Below are 20,564 nucleotides of genomic sequence, written 5' to 3' on the forward strand. Positions count from 1 at the left end.
TGTTGTACAGTTTTCAGAGTACCAAGCTGCTCAAAAAACTGATTTACCAAGCGTCGAATTGATGTACTAAAAAATGTACTAAAAAATCGTGGATACTAATGTATCAGAGTAGACTTTACTGGAACTAAAAAAGAGGCCGAGGCCTCTTTTTTTGACTTCTAAATACTTCAATGGAAGTCTATAGAAAAATAATTGGAGCGGGAAACGAGACTCGCATCTAGCGTCCGACCCATTGAAATCTAAGGGGTTTCTTTTCTTGCCGGAGCAGGAAAAGACTCAATTCTGGACTTGTTTTTGGGGTGTTTCAAGAGCGAAAAAGGGGTAATTCTAAGCAAGGCTATTGGATTTTACCCAAAGCCAATGGACGAACGACCATCAAGCTGGCAGTGTCATTTTCACAGGATCAACAGGGTATAAGCCCCCCCGAAAAGACGTCCCAACCTCCCCCGCTCACCAGTCAACTCACAATCGACGAATATCGGCTACCGGAGGCAACTCTTCGGGTTGGTAGACCATGAGCAGATGTTCTGGAGCCCTCTCCCGCTCAGGATCAATGGCCGCTCGGAAGGATTGGATTAAATACTTGGCGATAGGGGCGCGGACGTTAAAAACCGTTGCTGCAGTACCCCCCATGTATTCCTCACGGACCATACGGGCCTGTTCGGCCGACAGATCCCTGTGTGGCACCAGACGCACTGCAACTATCCTGTGCCAATCTACGTCTCGATCCAGCCCTGGGAGGCCGGCGTCTTCAGATGCACTTACCGCCGAAATTCGGCCAAGATTTAGGTCGCAGAATGCCTCGGCTTTCGAACAGTACGCCCGGATGTACCACCGCAGTCCAGTTTGAATAAGCGAGTGCGGGCGAATTACTCGTTCATGTGCTTCAGGATTACTCATGGAGCGATAGAGCACTCTGATGCAGCAACCTAGCCGCATTGCACGGTGAATCTGAGCAAACAGCGGGTGCCGGATCGATGTGGCATCGACCTGAATGCTCTCAACCCCCACACCTGCGGATACCGCATCTAAGCTTCCAATCGCTCCGATGAGTCTCTGGTACTCATCGAAAGTGCCACGAGTGAGTGTAGGACGTAGGCTCCAAGAACCCACATAGCTCTTGCTACCACTATCGGGCTCGCAAGCATCCGGATACTCTGCCCGAAACCCCGCAATGTCCCGGCTGGCCAACGTCTCGTGGACGTTGAACAGGTCAAGCAGTCGAGAGCGCGAAACGCGCCCTTCCCAGAGGAGCAGAATCTCGATAGCTTCAAAGCGCTCCTTTGGAGCAGAGTTGCGACGGGTCATATCCGGAAACCAATGAGAACATTTAGAGCCGTAGCATAGATGTAGCAATAGACCTATGCTGCGGTTATCCGAGTAAATCAAACCGGGGCATTGGAAATGGAAGCCAGCACGCCACCGCTTTTTGAGCGCCTACCCAAGGACCTATTCCGACCCTTAGCAGCGACCAACAATCTACGTTATTGGGATCTTCTATGCCGACTAATGATAGAAATGTGGGGCGATGGCGGACGCTCTCCCGGTGAAGAAGCTCCCAAAACAACAGTAATTCGCGCCATTGAGTCCTTCCTGGTGGCGGACGATCCATGGGAGGACGTGGAAAGTCCTATCACTATCCGCGCCCACAGCATCTTCAACTTTTTTTGCGAGAGCGGATGGCTCAGCCAACGTCGCCGTGGTGTCATCGATCACGTCACGGTGCGGCCAGTCGTCGCCCAATTTTTCACAGTTCTGACCGAATTCGCTCACCACAAGCCCGAGTTCCTTGGCGGCAAGGTTCGATCAATCTTCCTCAACTTACGCGAGGTCTCTGCCGGGAAGGCTCCCGAACTCTATCCCGAGGCTGCCCGGCAGGCCAAGCAGTGCATGGCGCACATAATCAACACCAGCTGCCGCGTTCAGGACTTGATGGACGTACTCGTGACCAAGACCACGGCTAGTGAGTTCGTTCGAGGCTTCTTTGAGGAATACATCGAGAAAGTTTTCATTGCGGATTACAGCGACTTCCGCACCAATAACCATCCACTGCAGTACCGATCGGATATCGTCAGCCTGACACTCCAGTTCCAGCACGATGCCAATCTGCGCCAATCCTTGATCACTTGGTATGCCGAAAAGCAGGCAGATGGTGACCTCCTGCGAGCAGAAGCCTTGTACGAGCGGGACACCCGTTTGCTTCTGCGCTTACGCGATGTCGAGGAGCACCTGCGTCGGCTGGATGAAGAGATTCGCGTGGCGCATCAGCGCGCCATGGCATTCTTCGAGTACAAGCTGCGATCACCGGGCAACTTCGACAAGCTGATCGACCAGGCCATCAGTGCCGCGAAGGTATTGGAGGAAGGCCATATTGCATTACCTGGCATCGCAGGGATCTATCACGCGTCCGAGTTTGGTTTAGCTAAGCCCCGCACACCGCTGCGAGAGCATGTATCGACCACGGTCGCAGAGTTCGTCCCGACCATCGAGGAGCTCGCCAAGGAAGCGCTCCGGCAGCGGATGAACGCTGATCGCAACGTCACGCCATTGAAACTGGCCCAATACGTGGCGCGGCATTTAGGCGACCAGAGCGCAATCCGCTCGGATGAGTTGAGTATTGATTCGATCATTGATCTCTGCTGCTATCAGCGACTGCTGCTAATTGCCTCACGCGACGGTTGCCCTCAGGGCAAGCGCAAGTCGGATCCCCACCTGCAGATGGTTCCGGGTATGCACGTCACATTCGTGCCCGAAACCAATACGAGGAATGAATACATGGAACATCAACAGTTCGTGATTCGAGTGGGGAGGAAGTGATGGTCAGCTGGGAGCGATTGTCAGAACAGACGCAAGGTGAGTACGTGGTCGCCGACTTCGAGAAAGCGGCCTATCGGCTAATCGTGGAGCAGGTGCTATATGCCAGCGACCGTTTTAGCCGTGTGTCGTATCACTTGATAGTCAAGCATTTCACGGCATACCGGGACGTCTTGTCCAAGTTGGGCATGAGCCTGATACACAATCATCACCATTCCTATGTAGCCGCTATTCCGACCCATCAGGTTGCCGAGAAAATGCGCCTTAGCGAAACCCGTCTGGCGCTGGTGCTGCGCCGTCTCTACGACGACCGGATGCAGTCGGCGGAGATCACTGACGGCGAGGCCTATATCTTTCTCGAAGAACTGGAACGCGCTTACAAGGAGTGGCTCGGTCGAGAGCTTCCCGAGCGGGGTGATCTGCGCGAACTAGCCGTTGCCCTAAGACGCTATGGACTGGTGCGAGTACTGGACTCCGAGGACGGACAGCCCTTCAAGATTGCGATTCGTCCTGGAATCGCTGATGTGTTGGGGGAAAGCGCATTGCATCAGTTGGCCGCGCATGCGCCAGAACTGGATGGGGAGAACGACATTGAAGTTGCTTGAGAACATCGCCCTGGTCCAGTTTTTCCTTTACGAGGCAAAGGACCTGGAGACCGGCATAAACACCGCCTTTTTGGGTCCCAACGGTACCGGCAAGTCCGCCCTACTGGATGCGATCCAAGTGGTCATGCTTGCGGCCGACGGCAACCGCACGCACTTCAATGCGGCCAGCGAAGGCAAGAAGCGCTCCCGTACGCTGCGGGACTACTGTCTCGGCTCTTACATTCCAGGCGGTAGTTCCTACGCCCGAACGTCCGCAAACACGTACGTGGACCTAGTGTTTCGCGATGCCAAGACCGGAGTCCCCTTCACTGCGGGGGTTTCCCTCAGTGCTCACATTGACGATCCGAAGGCAGAGGTGAACGGCCTCTACATCCTGCCCGGCGTCGCAATGACTGCGAAGCACCACCTGCAAACTGAAGGTCCGCGTGAGACGGTAATGCCGTGGCGTGCTTTTCAACACATGGCGACCGATCTTTGTCGGCTCGAAGCGAAGACCGTGCCGGTGTTCACCCAGAACCGCGACGACTTCGTCCGACGCCTTCTAATCGATCACTTGGCGGGGCCCGGCGACAAACCGAATTCGCAGTCTCTTCGTGCCGCCTTTGCGCGCTCACTCAAGCTCAATGAGGACATCACCGATCTGAGCGAGACACTGCGGCAACACCTGATTGAGCCTATGCCTACGGGGGTAAAAGAGTTTCGGGCCCGCCTGGACGAGGTTCGTGACCTACGTGATCTCATCACGCGACTTAAGGAGCGAATCGATCGTGCAACCGAGGTTGCCGACAAGTACGGGGTAGTCAAGCGCGAGCGCACCGCCGACGCAAATCTGGCAGTACTCAAGCACACTTACTCCACCGAGCGGCTAGGCGAAACGCTGGACTCTGCCGAGGTGGAAATAGAGAAGCTGGCTGAAGATATTGAGCGAGCGAAGCTGGAGTTGGGCCGGTCCGAGGCCGAATTAACGCTGGCCAGCGAGGCACGAGATCGGGTGATTGCCGAACTCAACCGCGATCCCGATTTTCGCAAACAAGCTGGCCATGCCGAGAATCTGAAGCAACTGGAATCAACGCTTGAACAGAGGCAAGCTCAACTTCGATTGCAGTTCCTCGCTATGTTGGCCGCTCTGATTGCAGCCACCGACTTGCCAGGCATGGAAGCCCACCGTGGCGCATTCGAAGAGGCAGCTGCGCAGGTGCAAGACCTTGAGCGTATACGCGATGACGGCAGGGTCCCTCCAGCGGTTGCGATTCAGGCTACCCTTCGTTCCATGGCTCAGGCCTACGATGTGGTACGCCGCGCGGTAGCGGAGGCCGAAGCAGAGCATAAGCTTGCGACTGAAAAACGCCGCGAGGCGATGATCGCCCGTGAACGTGCCAGTCGCGGACTTACGTCTCTACATCAGTCCACGATGCAACTGATGGGTGTGCTCTCCGATGCGGGTATCGACGTTACTCCCGTTTGCGACTTGGTAACTGTTTCGGACCCCAGTTGGCAGCCCGCCATCGAGTCCTGGCTAGGCCGGCACATTGAGGCCTTGCTAGTTCCTGCTGAGAAAGAGCTTGATGCGATTGCCATCTATCGCAGCAAGGCAGCCACCGGCATTTACGGCGTAAAGTTGGCCCTACCGTCCCGTACCCGTGAATGGCGTGCTATGGGCAATGAGCAATATGCGGCAGAGCTAATCCAGGGCAAGAGCACAGAGGCAGTGCAATACCTGCAGGGCGAGCTCGGCCGTACGGTGTTGGTCGAATCGAATGAGCAGCTTCGTGCTGGCGCCAAGGCGATTTCCAAGGAAGGCATGGCCAGTTCGGGCGGCGGCATAGAACGCCGGCGCCTCCCGGGTGCAGGCGAGCTACGGCTCGGCCGCACTGATAGTGGCGCGACGCGCCAACGGGCCGAACAGGATCTCCAGGTGGTAGAAGAGCGACTAAGAATAACGACTGCTGCCGTAGACCGGCTGTTGGCTGGTCAGCAAAAGCTGGCGCCGTTCGCGGACGCTGCGGTGCTGCAGGGCACCCTCGAGAGCCAGTTTTTGGTCGTAGCCCAAACGGCTGGTGCCACCGCGAATCTGAAGTCTGCGCTCGAAAGCACACAGACTGATTCCCTGGCCGGATTGCAGGCGAGGAAAGCAGCGGCTGACAGCAACGCGGTCAACGCCCGAGAAAAGGAATTGCAGTGGACTAGGGAGGTTACCCGTCTCGGAGAGAAGCTGACGCATACAAACACCCAAGTGGCGGGTCTGCAACAGCAACTGGAAGTCGAATCGCTACGGGAGCGAGAATGTCGTCAGAACACGCTCTACAACGCGAACGAAGTGGAGCGCCACCGTGCCAGACTGGACGAACGCCACAGGGAGAACTGGGCCCAGAAGCTGTCCAGTCTGGACCGTGCACTCCAGCAGGCGCGCTCGGCAGCCGATAACGCGGACCGTGAAGCATGGTATTTGTTTGCTAACTACACTCGGGATTACAACCTTCAAAACATCGACGTCAGCAGTGGCGACTGGTTGCGCGCATTCGAATTCATCTTGGCCGAACGGCAGCGACTGCAAGACTTGGAGTTGGCCGAGCAGGAGGAAAAAGCCGAAGAGGCTTACCAGGCGGCAGTGAAGGTGTTCCGCACGGACGTAGCACAGACACTGCTCACAGGGTTCGACCGCATTCAAGAACAGATTGACGGTCTCACATCAGTACTGAAGTCGGCACCCGCTTTCTCGAACAACGAACGATATGAGTTCAAGCACAAGGTGGTTGACGAACACCGGAGCCTTTACGACTTCCTTCGCCGAGTGCGAACACAGGGTAGCTCAGAAGACGACCTCTTCGGCGGACCTGGAGATATCCCGGAGGAGTTCCGCATGCTGGTAGAAGGAGACAGCAGTTCACCACTCTTGCACGAAACCAGCCCACTCAATGACCACCGCCGATTCTTCAGCTACGACATTGAGGTCTTCCAAGATGGCACCTCGGTCGGATGGCTCAGTAAGCGCTTCGGGCCGGCATCTGGCGGCGAGCATCGGACTCCGGTCTACCTTATTTTCGGGGCGGCGCTCGCAGCCGCCTACGGCAAGTCCAAGGGAAGTACGGCGGGCGGCGGGATCATGTTGTTGGATGAAGCATTCGAGAAGATGGATCCGCAAAACGTCCGAGCCACGGTCCAATATCTCAACGCACTGGGCCTGCAATTAATCATGGCCGGCCCCGAATCCGACCAGGCCAAGTTGTCGTCGTTTCTGAGCATCTATTACGATATGTCCCGCTTCGGGTCGCGGAATGTGCAGTTCAAGAAGAATATAGTGCTCGACGGCGCCCGTGACCTATTACAGAGCGACAATTTCTTCGTCAATCCAAACTTACTACAGCAGGAGATTGATCGTCTTACCGAGGCCGACAATGTCACTGGCTGACTCCGTACTTGATCGACTCCTCTTGCGGGGCGAGCGCTCCCGGCTAAGCGGAAATACCCGAGTCCTTCGCGAGTCGTTCAAGTCCTCTCTCTCCCCTTACTGGCAGCAGAGCCTGGACGAGCGTGACCGGATGCACGTTCACATGCAAGCAGCCTCGTCGGCGGGCGCTATCAGGCTTGAATGGGCCCGACAGGGTGGAGATGACCGCCCTCTTGATGCAGTCGTACTCCAGGACCTCGACAGGCTGGCGGCGTACCTGGGCCGCTCCACCGTAAATGCGTCCGTTGCTCAAGCGGGGAACATCCTTGCACCATGGAGCATGAATGGTCGGGTGGAAGAGTTGCTCGATTGTTGGAGGCGTCTTAAACAGGTGCGATCACTAGGGCCAAACTCCGCTGCAGACTTTGCTGACGCCTTGCGCGTTCTCGACAGCATGGCCGTCGCGAGTGAGGACCGCATCGTACGCCAGCTCAGCGTTCAGTTGTTCCGCGACTCCAAGCGTATTGAAGCGCTATGCAAGCATCTGGATCTACTCACGTCCGAAGCGCTGAATGCGCCGGCAAGGCACTGGAGTGAAGTCTTTGGCGCTATCGGACTTTCCAAAGAACCGCAGCCATTTCTGGTCTCAGGCATCGGAGCGCTCAGACTCTCCGACGGTATTGATTGCCCGATTGTCCGTCCGTTCGTAGGAGTGGCAAACACAGCGGTACATGGTTACTCGGGTACTCCAGCATGGCTGCTATCGATCGAAAACTTGACTACCTTTCACCAGGCCGCGCGCGCACTTGGCAATACACGGCAAGGAATTGTCATCTATACCGCAGGCATGCCTTCGCCCAGTTGGGGCAGGGCCTATTCCCATATACTTTCGTCGCTCCCGACTGATGCTAGCGTTTACCACTGGGGCGACCACGACGAGGGCGGCTTCCGGATTGCTGCACGGGTGGCGCAGTTTGCAGCTGCAGTCGAGCGTCACCTCAAACCGTGGTCCATGGACGCATCGCAATGGGGAAAAATCGGCGAACCAGCCAAGTCTGACCAACATCGCTCTATGGTCAAGAGTGCAGAGCGAGCAGGATGGATCGAGCTAGCCTCGCGGATTAGCCCAGTGCTGTTTGAGCAGGAAGGCCAAACGCTTTTTTTACCCCTTTGAAAATTTGCGAGTCTTCCACATATGCGGGCGGAAAGTATTCAAGTCACCGGTCGTGTGGGCTTGTCACGGTAAAAATGGCAGTCACCTTCTCCCCCCACAGATTCGTAAAGAATAGAACTGAACTTAATCAAGCCTGCATCGCGTGAACGACGGCCTCAGGCTAGCGAAATAATCCGCGAACCAAGGCAGGACCTTGAATTAGTTCGAGTCTCCATTTGGGTCATAAATGAATATCTACCATGGTGAGCAGTTGTGACATTCATCTGAGGGATGATTAATTTTTCCGACCACTCGCTCTGTTTACCCCATGGCTCAGGCCTTGAAATTGTCGGATACTGCCATTGCGCCAGCACCCATCTTTCAAGGTTGAAATGACTCATGGCAAGGAAGAAGGCAAAAAACTCCAGTGGCACCGGCATCCTGATTATTTTTGCGCTGGCCTTTAGTGCAGTCGCTGCGGTCCCGAAGAATGCTTGGATCTCCATCGGTGTCATAGCCGGTATCGGCGTGATTATGTGGCTGCTGGCTCAACGCACAAAGCGACAGCTCAATCAAATCCCGACATCGCCTCCAGAGCTAACTCGCCCGCAGAACTCACAAGGTATAAGCCTTACGTTCTCTATGCGTGAGGTTTCGACGAGCAATATGGACGTTGAAGAAAGTCCCGAGTTTTATACCGTCCAACTCGGCTCGCGCCCCTCCACCTCCTTTACAATTCCAGATGCAGACTCACAGAGGTCTGATGCCCGCTGGGTGCCGGCAGGCGAGTCTGTCACTGTTTCTGGCTTTTCGCTTCCCGGCGGTATGTTCTATGTCGGGAGTACGCTGGGTGGCCGATACGACGCGCAAGAGCCCTCACTGATCAACCCAAAACTCCGGATTGCCAAGACATACGTCGATATTGAAGAGCAACTGATGTCTTACTGGCCAAGTTTTCATTCCATTACACCGGAGGCTCGGCGCGGATACCTTCAATGGCTTGCAGGTGGGCGTAATGATCCACTGGCGGACACCGGCTACGTCTTTTTGTTTTTCTATGGACTGGAGCGCCGGGTACTCGTTGATAGCGTAGAGAATCCCAAGGTATTTGCTGAGACTCCTTTGATAGTCGAAGAAGTGCAGCGCCTATTGAGTATTTATGGGGAAAACCGGTCGTTCAGGGGGTACGCGGGCGGCTTACTGGACTACCTGGAAAATACTGCTGTTGACCCAAATCTCTATCTTGGTCAGCCTCCCGAAGCTGCTGCTTTAAACTACGAAATGCCGCTGCCGCTGCGCATAGGTTTGGGGCAACACGCCTCCAACAAGCGTCCACTGGATGCCGATTGGGCGTTGGCATGGGCGCTAGCCGACCCCAACATCGGTAAACGCACCCCGGTGACACGCTGCAAAGAAGTCTTCTCAACACTGTTCAAGCTCAAATACGCAAGCTTCCATCCCGCGGGTCTGATCCTAGCGCAAAACAAGACCAAGCTTAAGACCAGCTACCGCCCAGCATCTGCGGTGTTAAAGGCACCCACGCTAAATCTGGGTGATCTTCCTGACGTCATGGCAACCTCAGGAACACGTAAAAATTTGCAACTGCTTGTGGAGCTATGCACCAGCGAGCTTGAGCCCTACAGCCGTTATTTGGGACGAAACCCTGAAAGCGCAGAAGCCCTTGAGGGCCTCCTGCAGCTTCCAGTCACCCTCTGGCCCGCGGCGGCACGTAGAGAGTTGGACGAGCTGCAATCTAGGATTGGCGACGATCTGATTGTCATGAGCTTTGGCGAACTCGCGGGTCGATTCAAGAGCGCAGGCGCGTTGTCTCGCGACAAGGTACTCGCGCTTGCCCGCGCGCTGGAATCGCTTCATATCGGTATGGAACCCGACGTCCTGGCTGGCAGCAGGACACCAAAAGCTGAAGACCGAGTTGCATTGTTCGTGACCCAGCCCGAAGACGGATCACTCCGGGCCTCTGCGGCTTACAACGCTGCATCAGTAACCCTTGACCTGGCCAGTGCAGTGGCATCTGCCGATGGTGACACCTCCAATGAGGAGGTCACACTGCTTGCTCAGCACATCGACTCATGGAGTCACCTGAGCGTTGCCCATCGCAAGCGTCTCAAGGCACATCTGCGAATCCAGCTCCAGCAACCACCAACGCTCGCAAGTCTGAAGAAAAAGCTCGATCCCTTGACCATCGAAGCAAAGCGCACAATCGCAAGTTTCCTGTCTCACCTGGCGCAAGCCGATGGCACCGTCAGCCCGTCGGAGGTGAAGCTTCTTGAGCGAGTTTATAAGGCGTTGCAACTGGATAGTCAGCTGCTTTACGGCGATCTCCATGGGGCAGCATCAGGAGCAAGTATTGCGTCCGTTAAGCCAGCAACCAGCTATCCCCAATCCGAACCTGGCGCACAGGTCTCCGCAAATGCGAAACAAGGTTTCGTGCTCGATCATGATCGAATTGCGCAGCTGCAACGAGAGACGGCCGAGGTCTCCGCCCTACTTGCCCAGGTATTCACTGATGATCAGATCGAGGAGGCTGAGCAACCCGTTGAAAATACAGAATCGGCGCCGGAGTCGAGCGCTGACGTTGCGGGACTCGATTTGGAGCACTCTGCATTCCTTCGTTTGTTGATCTCACGTCCTGAGTGGAGCCGCTCCGAACTTGAAGCCGCTGCCAGCGACATGGAACTGATGCTTGATGGCGCCTTGGAACAAATTAACGACATGGCTTTTGAACGTTTCGACATGCCCGTCACTGAAGGTGATGACCCCGTCGAGATCAATACAGACATTCTGGAAGAGTTAGCCCTATGAGCACGATCAGAGCCAAGGATCGCGACGCGGTCATTCAATCGCTGCGCGCCGGCCTTGTTCCTCGCGTCGGCCAACACTTGATTCAGGTGGGCCGGGTGGGCGAACTCGACGCACTGATCAAGGACGTCAGTCGTCTAGTCGATAGTGGCTCAGCCTTTCGGGTTGTGATTGGTGAGTACGGTGCAGGAAAGACTTTCTTTCTGAACTTGGTGCGAGCCATCGCTATGGAGCGAAAACTCGTGACCATGCACGCTGATTTGAACCCTGATCGAAGACTGCATGCCACCGGGGGGCAGGCACGCTCGCTTTACTCCGAGCTGGCCAAGAACATGTCGACGCGCACGAAGCCCGACGGCGGGGCCATGCAAGGCATCGTTGAGAAATTCATCTCCCAAGCCAAAACCGAAGCAAAGGCAGCAGGTATTGACAGCGAGACTGTCATCCGTGCACATCTGAGCGAGCTGACCGAGATGGTCAATGGATATGATTTCGCCGAAGTGATTGCTGCGTATTGCCGCGGTTTCGAGGAAGGCAATGAGCAACTCAAGGCCGACGCGATCCGTTGGTTGCGTGGCGAGTTCACCACCAAGACGGATGCCCGAGCGGCCTTGGGTGTACGGACCATCATCGATGATGCCTCCGTCTACGATCAGCTCAAGCTGCTTTCGAGGTTCGTCAGGCTCGCAGGGTTTGGTGGGCTGATGGTCTGTCTCGACGAGCTGGTTAACCTCTACAAGCTAGCAAACACACAGGCTCGTAACGCCAACTACGAGCAGATTCTGCGCATCCTCAATGACTCGTTGCAGGGGTCGTCTGATGGACTTGGTTTCGTATTGGGTGGCACGCCTGAGTTTTTGATGGACACTCGCCGAGGTCTATTCAGCTACCCTGCCCTGCAATCCCGACTGGCCGAGAACTCGTTTGCCAAAACCGGGCTAGTGGATCTTTCGGGGCCTGTCATCCGTCTCACCAGTCTTACGCCGGAAGACTTCTACGTACTGCTTCAGAAGCTTCGTCACGTATACGCTGGCGGCGATGCTGAAAAATATTTACTGCCTGACGAGGCCCTCCCGCTGTTCATGGCGCACTGCAACCAACGCTTGGGTGAAGCCTATTTCCGTACACCGCGCACCACGATCACAGCATTCATCAACCTGCTGGCCATTCTGGAGCAAAACCCAGGTGCCGATTGGCGGACGCTGCTTGGAGGCGTCGAGGTCGCCCAGGACTTGGGCGGCGAAGACGACACGAAAGTCGACGCGGACGATGAACTTGCCACCTTCACGCTCTGACTCATCGGGTTTCGACCAGCTAGAATCCCGAATCCAGCGATGGATTTGGGCTGAAGGCTGGACTTCCTTGCGCGACGCCCAGGAATGGGCTGTGCCTGTTCTGGTGGATGCCGATCAGGATGTCATCATCGCCGCAGCAACAGCGGCGGGGAAAACCGAGGCCGCCTTTCTTCCCATACTGACGAATTTGCTTAACGACGATGACCCGCCTGGCGCTGTGTTGTATATCAGCCCTCTCAAGGCCTTAATCAACGATCAATGGGACAGGTTAAGCCGCCTCTGTGAGCAGCTTGAGATTCCCGTAGTAGCTTGGCACGGGGATATTTCATCAAGCAAAAAACACCGATTCCTAAAGTCATCTGAGGGGGTGCTGCTGATCACCCCTGAATCCCTTGAAGCACTGTTCGTCAACCGCGGTTCAAGTCTCGGCGGGGTATTCCAGCACCTGCGCTATATCGTCGTGGACGAACTGCACGCGTTCATCGGTAGCGAACGAGGCAAACAACTTCAGTCACTGATGCATCGGGTAGAACTTGTCACCGGACACCGTCTCCCTAGGGTAGGGCTGTCAGCGACACTCGGCGATATGAAGATGGCGTCGGAGTTTTTGCGTCCGGGAAATGCCGATGGGGTTACCGTCATTGAATCAAAAAACTCCAACCAAACACTTCAGGTGCAAGTTCGCGGTTACATCCAGCCGCCAATGAGCGAGCTCAAAAAGAAGCCCGTTGAGCTCTCTGATCAGGAGGGAAATGAAGACGAGACGGAAAACGAGGCAAGCCCTGACTTCGCGATTGCTGATCATCTATACAAGGTGTTACGCGGCAGTAATAACCTGATTTTCCCGAACAGTCGGTCTCAGGTTGAATGGTACGCGGACCAACTGCGTCGCCGTTGCGAGAAAGATAGCGTGCCCAACGAATTCTGGCCTCATCACGGCAGCCTTTCAAAGGATCTGCGGGAGCAAGCTGAGCGTGCGCTCAAGGCGGGCAACCAGGCGGCATCGGCGATTTGCACCACGACGCTTGAACTCGGAATAGACATCGGCAGCATCAAAACAGTGGTGCAGATTGGTGCCCCACCATCGGTGGCGAGTCTGCGACAGCGTTTAGGGCGTTCAGGCAGACGCCCGGGAGAAAAAGCGACACTTCGCGTTTACTGCAAAGAGTCACCACTCACAGATGGGGCTAGCCTATCGGATCAGTTGCGCCAAGGGCTGGTCCAGACCATTGCCATGGTCAGACTGCTGGTCAGGGGATGGTTTGAACCTCCCAGGGCTCAGGGCATCCACGCATCCACCCTTGTTCAGCAATCCCTTTCCATCATTGCCCAGTGTGGCGGCGCATCTGCAGCAGACCTCTGGAAAGTCTTGATTGCAGAGGGGGTGTTTCCGAATGTCGAGAAGTCAGACTTCATGAGGCTGCTCAAATCCCTGGGTGAGCATGAACTCATTGTTCAAGACAGTTCTGGGTTATTGCTTCCAGGAACGGTTGGAGAGCGACTAATCAACCACTATGAGTTCTACAGCGCATTCACCAGCGATGAAGAATTCCGCTTGGTGTGTGATGGAAAAGCACTCGGATCAGTCCCCGTAAGCCGCCCGTTGACCAAGGATCAACGCATCATCTTTGGAGGCCGGAGATGGCAGGTGCGTGATGTTGATCTCCAGGCCAAGGTCATTATTGTTTCAGCCGCACGCGGTGGTGCCCCTCCTCAGTTCGATGGTTTGGGCGCTATGGTGCATGACACTGTGCGCGAAGAGATGCGCGCAGTCCTGGCAGACACGGCCGCTTGCCCGTTTATCGATCGCGGCGCTCAAGCGTTACTCGATGAAGCTCGAAAGACATTTGTCTCATTGGGTCTTGGCAAGCGTTACCTCATCGAATCGAGCGGAAAATGTTATTTGATCAGTTGGCTAGGTGATTACGCCAATGACGCGCTACGCCTGCTGCTCAATCATGTGGGCCTTTCTTGTGATAACTCGGGCCTTGCTATAGAGATCGACGCGAACATCGATCAGGCAAAAGCCGGACTCAAGGCCGTGGGTAGTTTGGACCCAAGCGATCTCGATTCGACTCTCGCAGATGTGGAGAACATGCTGCGCGAAAAATGGGATTGGGCGTTGCCAGAGCCGTTGCTCGTGAAGTCTTTCGCTTCAATCTCGCTCGATATTTCTACCGCAGTATTTTTTGCCCAGAGACAGTCCGCGAGCTGAATTTAAGCTAGTTGAGGCCTATTGGATTGGTGGGCCAGCACAATACAAGCGCTTGATCATTACGTATCACTCTGAAGGAGCAGCGATGTCTTTTGCGAAACGTTCGACCGTTGTAGTGCAGGGCCGCCTAGCCATGCGCCATCAACGTCTGGCCTTGGCCCGAGAAGGCCGCCATGGCGTCCAAGTGATGACTTTTGAGCAGTTGGCGGTTCGACTGGCAGGTGGATTCACCTGCCCGATAGACGACGAAAGCCTGCGCGCGGCCATTCAAATGGCCCTACCCTGTGTAGGCTTGGGTGAACTGGACAGCATCAAAACGCTTCCCGGGATGACTAACGCAGCGACGGAAACATTGCGTAAAGCTTGGTATGCAGGGATCGAGTTTGACACGCGCGCGGCCAAACATCCCCGGTTGGATGCCATCGCTCGCCTGGAAGCAGCAGTACTCGATCAACTACCTGCGGCGGCGCTGCGCCCGCTCGATATCGCTGCCGCCGCCCAGAATCGTATTGCTCATGCCGCAGTAGTCCTCGGCGAGGTGCTTATTGAAGGCTTGAGCGACCTACCTCCCTGCTGGCGGCCGCTACTCATAGCACTGGCCCAAAACGTTTCGGTACAGTGGAACTTCGGTCCGAGACCAGTGCCCGATTGGTTGGATGGCAGTGCAGTCAGCGTTCGACAGGCACCCGCGCAAACACCTGCAATCTGCGCAGTTAGCGCGGCAACGACCTACCACGAGTCCATTGAGGCGATGCGGTGGGTGCGAAAACTGCTCGTATCTGGTGTGCCTCCCTCCGAGATCGCGATCGCCGCCTCGTCCACCACCGAATACGATGAACACTTCCTGGCTTTGCGCGCTGATGCCAACCTCGATCTGCATTTCGTTCACGGAATCAAGACCGTCAGTACTCGTGAAGGCCAAGCAGCGGCTGCATTAGCCGATATCGTGGTCTACGGCCTGTCGCAGTCGCGTGTCCGCCGCCTGGCATCTCTTTGCCGTGATTCGGCAGCCTGGGAATCGCTACCCAAAGGCTGGCAACGCATCCTGCCAAACGACGCGCCACTTCTGAAAGTGAAGTCGTGGGAGCAACTTTTTTCGCGCCTGGAGGCCATCTCCTGGGTGGATGGTCAGGACCATACACCTACATTGCGTACCAGTATTGAACTGCTGAGCCAAGGCCCCGAAGCGGCCAAGCAGCTCGGGAAAATGTTTCTCAAAGGACGCGCGTTGACCATATGGAACAAGGCGCTTCAGGCCGGGCCGGCGGTGTCCATCGACCAAACCCTGGAAACCTTGAAGCAGGATGATGGGCTAGATGCCTGCATATCGATCGCCTGGATGCCTGCCAGCACCCTAGCTGCGTCGCCACGACGTTACGTACGTTTGATAGGTCTGAACGCGTCCCAGTGGCCGCGTGCTGTGGACGAGGATCGGCTGATCCCGACCCATGTCATTCCCACATCGCTGCTCGATCCACTGTCGCTCAATCTCGCTGATCGTCGAGACTTCGAGATCATCCTGGCCAGCACCGACGGAGAAGTCGTGCTGTCCCGCGCACGCAGAGACAAGGACGGACGTTTGCTAGGACGAAGTCCGCTGCTCGGCTCGCAGCCCGAAGACGCCTATTTGCGCCGCCACGCCGTACCTGAGCATGCTTACAGCGAGACCGACCGGCTCATGGCGCGCCCGAACGAGCTACAGGCACAACCACAAGCGTTGAGCGCGCAGCGTTGCTGGAACAATTGGAGAAGCACGGCCATAACCGCCCATGACGGCCTTGTTCGGGCCAAGCACCCCTTGATCGATGCGATCCTCGATCGTACCCAATCGGCCAGTTCACTTCGCCATTTGCTTCGCAATCCGATTGGTTTCGTATGGGCCTATGGATTGGGCTGGCGCGCCCCACAAAGCGCTAGCGAGCCTTTGGTGCTCGATGGCGCACAGAACGGCAACCTGGTCCACGAAATTCTCGAGAAGGCCTTGCTCATCATCGAAAAATCAGACGGCCTGGCGAATGCCCCTGAGACCTTGATCGAAACCGCAGTTGCCACCGCGGTGGCTGATGTTGCCGCTCAATGGGAAACCGAACACCCAGTGCCTCCCCTAATTATCTGGGAACGTACGCTGGAAGCTGCTCGCACGATGGCAAATTGGGCACTGAGTGAACGCGAAGGACTGCCGTCGGATTCTCGTGCCTATGCCGAAGTGCCCTTCGGCGGCTCAAGCTCTGAGCCTTCAGTAACAGCGCCCTGGAACACCGCCGAATCAGTGCCAATTCCTGGTACGGGGTTCAATATCACCGGCTACATCGATCGACTGGACCTATCCGCTGATGGAGCTAAAGCATTTGTTCGCGACTACAAGACCGGCCGCAAGCCAAAGGATGAAATAGAGCTGGATGGCGGGCGCGAACTGCAGCGCTGCCTTTACTCCTTTGCGGTAAAGGCATTGTTAGGGGATCAGGTTGCGGTGAGCGCTTCACTGCTTTATCCGCGTGATAAGACCAGTCTTCACCTCGCTGACTCCCAAGACGTAATGAACAGACTCACCGACTATCTCCAGGCGGCAAGGACAAGCCTGGTGAGTGGCGTGGCGGTACCGGGCACTGACGCGGGCATCAACTATGACGAGCTCGCGTTCGCATTGCCCGCCAATGCAAGCGCCACTTACTGCAAACGCAAACTACCGGCCGCAACGGAAGCATTGGGCGAAGCCGCCAATATCTGGGAGGAAAAATGATGAGCGCGCTAACCAGGGTTCTCAAGGATGACAATGCGCGCTGGCAGGCGATAAGCCAGCACGATCGCTCGTTTCTAGTGGAGGCCGGAGCAGGCTCCGGCAAGACTGCTGTTATGGCCGGGCGCATCGCGCTGATGCTGGCCGATGGCATTCGTCCGAGCAATATTGCTGCGGTGACCTTCACCGAGCTCGCCGCCAGCGAGCTGTTGGTGCGCGTACGTAACTTCGTTTCCGAGCTTTGCTCCAGTGTCATCTCAGCCGAACTTCGCGTTGCGCTCCCCAATGGGTTGTCCGAGGCGCAGCTCGAAAACCTTCACACCGCCCGCGCCGCAATTGATGAAACCACATGCTCAACAATTCATGGCTTCTGCCAGCGCTTGATCAAACCCTACCCGGTTGAAGCTAACCTCGATCCGGGCGCTGTTGTCATGGACGCCCAAGCGGCTGAACGTACATTCAATGGGATCGTAGATGACTGGCTGCGAGAGACGCTGAATACCAACAGAAGCAGCGTTATCGCCGAGATGGTGATGCATAGCCCTGATGAGACCCTGACACTCATCCACCTTGTCGCCGACAAACTGCGCCAGCACCGTGGGGTTTCGGCTCCCGCTGCGGCCCCTATCCAGCTCGCTCAAATAGCACTCCAACGCGCAGCCGCCAACTTTGTAGCCTTCACCAGCAGCACGAGTGCGCATGAACCTGAAACTGTGATTAAAGCCTCACAATTGGCTGAGCTTGCAGCCGAACTAAGCGCAGGCGCATCACTGGAGACGTCTACGGGGACGGTTCGGGCTTTGGCGCTACGACCCCACCAGGAACTTTGTACCCAAGCGGGCGATTTCAAAGCCTATAAATTCAAAGGAAAATGGGAGACAGCTGCCAAGCTGGCAGGCTTGTCGAAGGCAGAGGGTGCTCAGCTCAACGATCAGGCACAAGCTCACTATGAGGCGTGCCGCCAAGCATGGACTGAGGTACAGCAATCGGCTGCTGCTCAAGCCTTGGCAGCCGTGATCGAAGAAACTCAACAGGCCGTAGATAAATACGGTGAGTACAAACGTTCCACTGCGAGGCTTGATTACGACGATCTGATCTATACAGCGCGCGATTTGTTGCGCGATCATCCCGAGGTGTGCAGTGCATTAGGGCAACGCTTTGTACATGTACTGGTCGACGAATTCCAGGACACCGATCAGCTTCAGGCAGAGATCTTCTGGCGGCTTTGTGGAACGCCGAGCAGTACGCCTGACGACTGGACAACGTTCCAGATCCGCCCTGGCGCGCTCTTTCTGGTGGGGGACCCCAAGCAGGCCATTTATCGATTCCGCGGCGCCGATGTCAGCGCCTATGTGCAGGCTCGCGAGGCATTCAAGGAGCAGGCCCCAGACAGCCTACTCACTATCAGCACCAACTTCCGCTCATGCTCGTCGATCCTCACTTACGTCAATGAGCGCTTCCAGGGCATCTTATCGTCACCCGGGCAACCCGGCTTCACCGCGCTTGAGGCTTTTCATGGCGAGCGTGAAACGCCCTGCGTTGCTGCACTGAATATTGCTGCTGCAGGTGCCGACGGCAAGTCCAGCTCCGAACAACAACGCGATGCAGAAGCCGAAGCCGTCGCCGATCTCTGTGCGCGCCTGATCGGCAGCCAACCAGTCGCAGACCGCCATGGGACCGCCACCCGACCCTGCCAGCCTGGAGACATCGCTCTCCTCGCGCCCACCGGGACTGATCTGTGGCGTTACGAACAAGCGCTAGAGCAGCGCGGGATACCGGTGGCTACGCAGGCCGGCAAAGGACTCTATCGGCGTCAAGAAATTCAAGATTTGATCGCGCTAACCCGAGTGCTGGCCGACCGGCGCGATACGCTAGCACTAGGCTCGCTGCTGCGTGGCCCGCTGGTCGGGTTGAGCGAGGAAGAACTTCTGGATGTGGTGTGGGCGCTGCCACGAAATGCAGATACACCGGAGCGACTTCCCTCCCTGGATCTGAGCACTGGGAGCGCAGACGTCACTCATCCACTGGCCCGTGAGATTATCGAAAAGCTGCAATCACTCAATCGGCGGGCGAACTCAACCACACCGCATGCACTGTTATCCCAGGCCGTGGATATGCTGCAGGTGCGCCCGTTGCTATTGCAGCGCCATGGGGCCCAAGCCGAACGAGCCCTAGCCAATATTGACCTTTATTTAAGCTTTTCGACTACCTATGCAGGCGCCGGCTTACGCGCCTTCTCTGAAGCGATGACCGCAGCCTGGGAAGATGAGACCCGGGCCGTGGAAGGCCGCCCAGATGCCCAGGAAGAAGCAGTTGCGCTGGTGACGATGCACGCCGCAAAAGGCTTGGAGTGGCCCATTGTAATTCCCATCAACACAATGACCCAGATCATGTCGGCAAGCGGTGCCATAGTTGATCGACATAGCGACACCCTCTATTGCAAGGTGCTGAAAATTGCACCGGCGGGTTATGAAGCGGCTATGGATAAAGAGAAAGAGGAACTTGAACGCGAGCGTATCCGACTGTGGTACGTAGCGGCGACGCGTGCTCGAGAATTGCTGGTACTTACGCGTCACGACACAGTTCCTTCGAAATCTGCATGGGCCAGTCTGCTCGACCTGGACCTAGCGAACCTTCCGGAACCTCACCTCGCGGATTGGCCAGCGCATGCCGTTGTTACGAATGGGCTAGACAGCAACTACCAGACCCGCGAAAGGTTTGCTAGGGAAGCTGAAGCCATTGCTGCGAGCCAGCCGCAGCTGTGTTGGCTTGCACCGAGTCGCAATGAAGGAACCGGTGGAGCTGTACTTGAAGAGGAAACGATAGAAATTTGGACAGGCACCTTCGATGATCAAACGCACGATTTGGAAACGTCGCCACAGGTGCAAGGCGGCCGCGAACGTGGGCTTATTCTGCACAAGCTTATGGAGGAAGTGCTGACTGGCGAAACCGATGCGCAGCTGGTGTCGCTCATTGATCGCGCTCGTGAACTGATCCTGGCACTTGGACAGACGCCTGTCGCCGACCCAGCCACAGGTCTTGCCGCTGAGGAGCTGGCTAGTTGTGTAACCAGGACGCTGGAGCTACCCGAGGTCGCCGCTCTGCGGAAATTTCTACTTCCAGAATTCGTGATCTATTCAGCGAAGGCCGAAGACGGGCAGGAAACTGCTACCGTCGGTATCGCTGACGCGCTGACATTTACGGAGTCTGGATTACCGGACGTCGTAGTGGACTGGAAAAGTGATGTAGACCCTGCACCTGGCGCGCTCAAGCACTATCAGGAACAGGTACAGACCTACCTTGATATTACCCACGCCATGCGCGGAATGATCGTATTCATGAGTACTGGCCGTGTCGTTGAGGTACGGCCCACAAAGGCTCTCGTGGATTCAATCCTGTAACGCTTCAACGAAAAGTCGCCCTTCGACTGGCGTGAAGACGGCCGCTGTAGTGACTCCAGCCGACACCGTCCGTCTTCCGCCACACGACTTCCGTAAAAGTGAGTTCCGCAAGCTGCGCCAATGCCCCAAGTGGCTC

General features: G+C 56.3%; 10 protein-coding genes. 9 read left to right on the forward strand and 1 reads right to left on the reverse strand.

The features are described from left to right. Positions 1 to 462 precede the first annotated feature (462 nt). Positions 463 to 1,308, reverse strand: a complete 846-nt coding sequence (locus tag GKKCFE_RS15045; RefSeq protein WP_445576758.1) for a WYL domain-containing protein — start codon at positions 1,306 to 1,308, stop codon at positions 463 to 465. 96 nt (positions 1,309 to 1,404) lie between these two features. Between GKKCFE_RS15045 and GKKCFE_RS15050 the strand changes: the two genes are divergently transcribed. The 9 genes from GKKCFE_RS15050 (at position 1,405) to GKKCFE_RS15090 (ending at position 20,428) form a co-directional block, all read left to right on the forward strand. Next, positions 1,405 to 2,817, forward strand: coding sequence for a Wadjet anti-phage system protein JetA family protein (locus tag GKKCFE_RS15050; protein WP_445576759.1), 1,413 nt, complete (start codon positions 1,405 to 1,407; stop codon positions 2,815 to 2,817). Next, on the forward strand, positions 2,817 to 3,419 hold the full coding sequence (locus tag GKKCFE_RS15055; RefSeq protein ID WP_445576760.1) for a DUF4194 domain-containing protein: 603 nt from the start codon (positions 2,817 to 2,819) through the stop codon (positions 3,417 to 3,419). Before GKKCFE_RS15050 ends, GKKCFE_RS15055 begins: the two co-directional genes overlap by 1 nt. Next, a complete protein-coding gene (locus GKKCFE_RS15060) occupies positions 3,376 to 6,828 on the forward strand; it encodes an SbcC/MukB-like Walker B domain-containing protein (protein ID WP_445576761.1) in 3,453 nt (1,150 codons plus the stop codon). The genes GKKCFE_RS15055 and GKKCFE_RS15060 overlap by 44 nt, the downstream gene beginning before the upstream one ends. Positions 6,829 to 6,970: 142 nt before the next feature. After that, positions 6,971 to 7,981 carry a Wadjet anti-phage system protein JetD domain-containing protein gene (locus GKKCFE_RS15065; protein ID WP_445576762.1) on the forward strand — a complete coding sequence of 337 codons (1,011 nt, stop codon included), beginning with the start codon at positions 6,971 to 6,973 and terminating at the stop codon, positions 7,979 to 7,981. Positions 7,982 to 8,359: 378 nt separating this feature from the next. Then, entirely contained in the window at positions 8,360 to 10,783 is a 2,424-nt protein-coding gene (locus tag GKKCFE_RS15070) for a tellurite resistance TerB family protein (protein ID WP_445576763.1), read from the forward strand. After that, complete coding sequence (locus GKKCFE_RS15075) at positions 10,780 to 12,075, forward strand: ATP-binding protein (protein ID WP_445576764.1); 1,296 nt, start codon at positions 10,780 to 10,782, stop codon at positions 12,073 to 12,075. The genes GKKCFE_RS15070 and GKKCFE_RS15075 overlap by 4 nt, the downstream gene beginning before the upstream one ends. Positions 12,076 to 12,118: 43 nt before the next feature. Further along, positions 12,119 to 14,290, forward strand: a complete 2,172-nt coding sequence (locus tag GKKCFE_RS15080; protein WP_445578049.1) for a DEAD/DEAH box helicase — start codon at positions 12,119 to 12,121, stop codon at positions 14,288 to 14,290. An 85-nt stretch (positions 14,291 to 14,375) separates the two neighbouring features. Then, positions 14,376 to 17,030 (forward strand): PD-(D/E)XK nuclease family protein, encoded by a 2,655-nt coding sequence (locus GKKCFE_RS15085; protein WP_445576765.1) that lies wholly within the window; start codon positions 14,376 to 14,378, stop codon positions 17,028 to 17,030. Next, positions 17,027 to 20,428, forward strand: coding sequence for a UvrD-helicase domain-containing protein (locus tag GKKCFE_RS15090; protein WP_445576766.1), 3,402 nt, complete (start codon positions 17,027 to 17,029; stop codon positions 20,426 to 20,428). Before GKKCFE_RS15085 ends, GKKCFE_RS15090 begins: the two co-directional genes overlap by 4 nt. Positions 20,429 to 20,564: the final 136 nt, after the last annotated feature.

The organism is Pseudomonas sp. E141, from assembly GCF_052659885.1.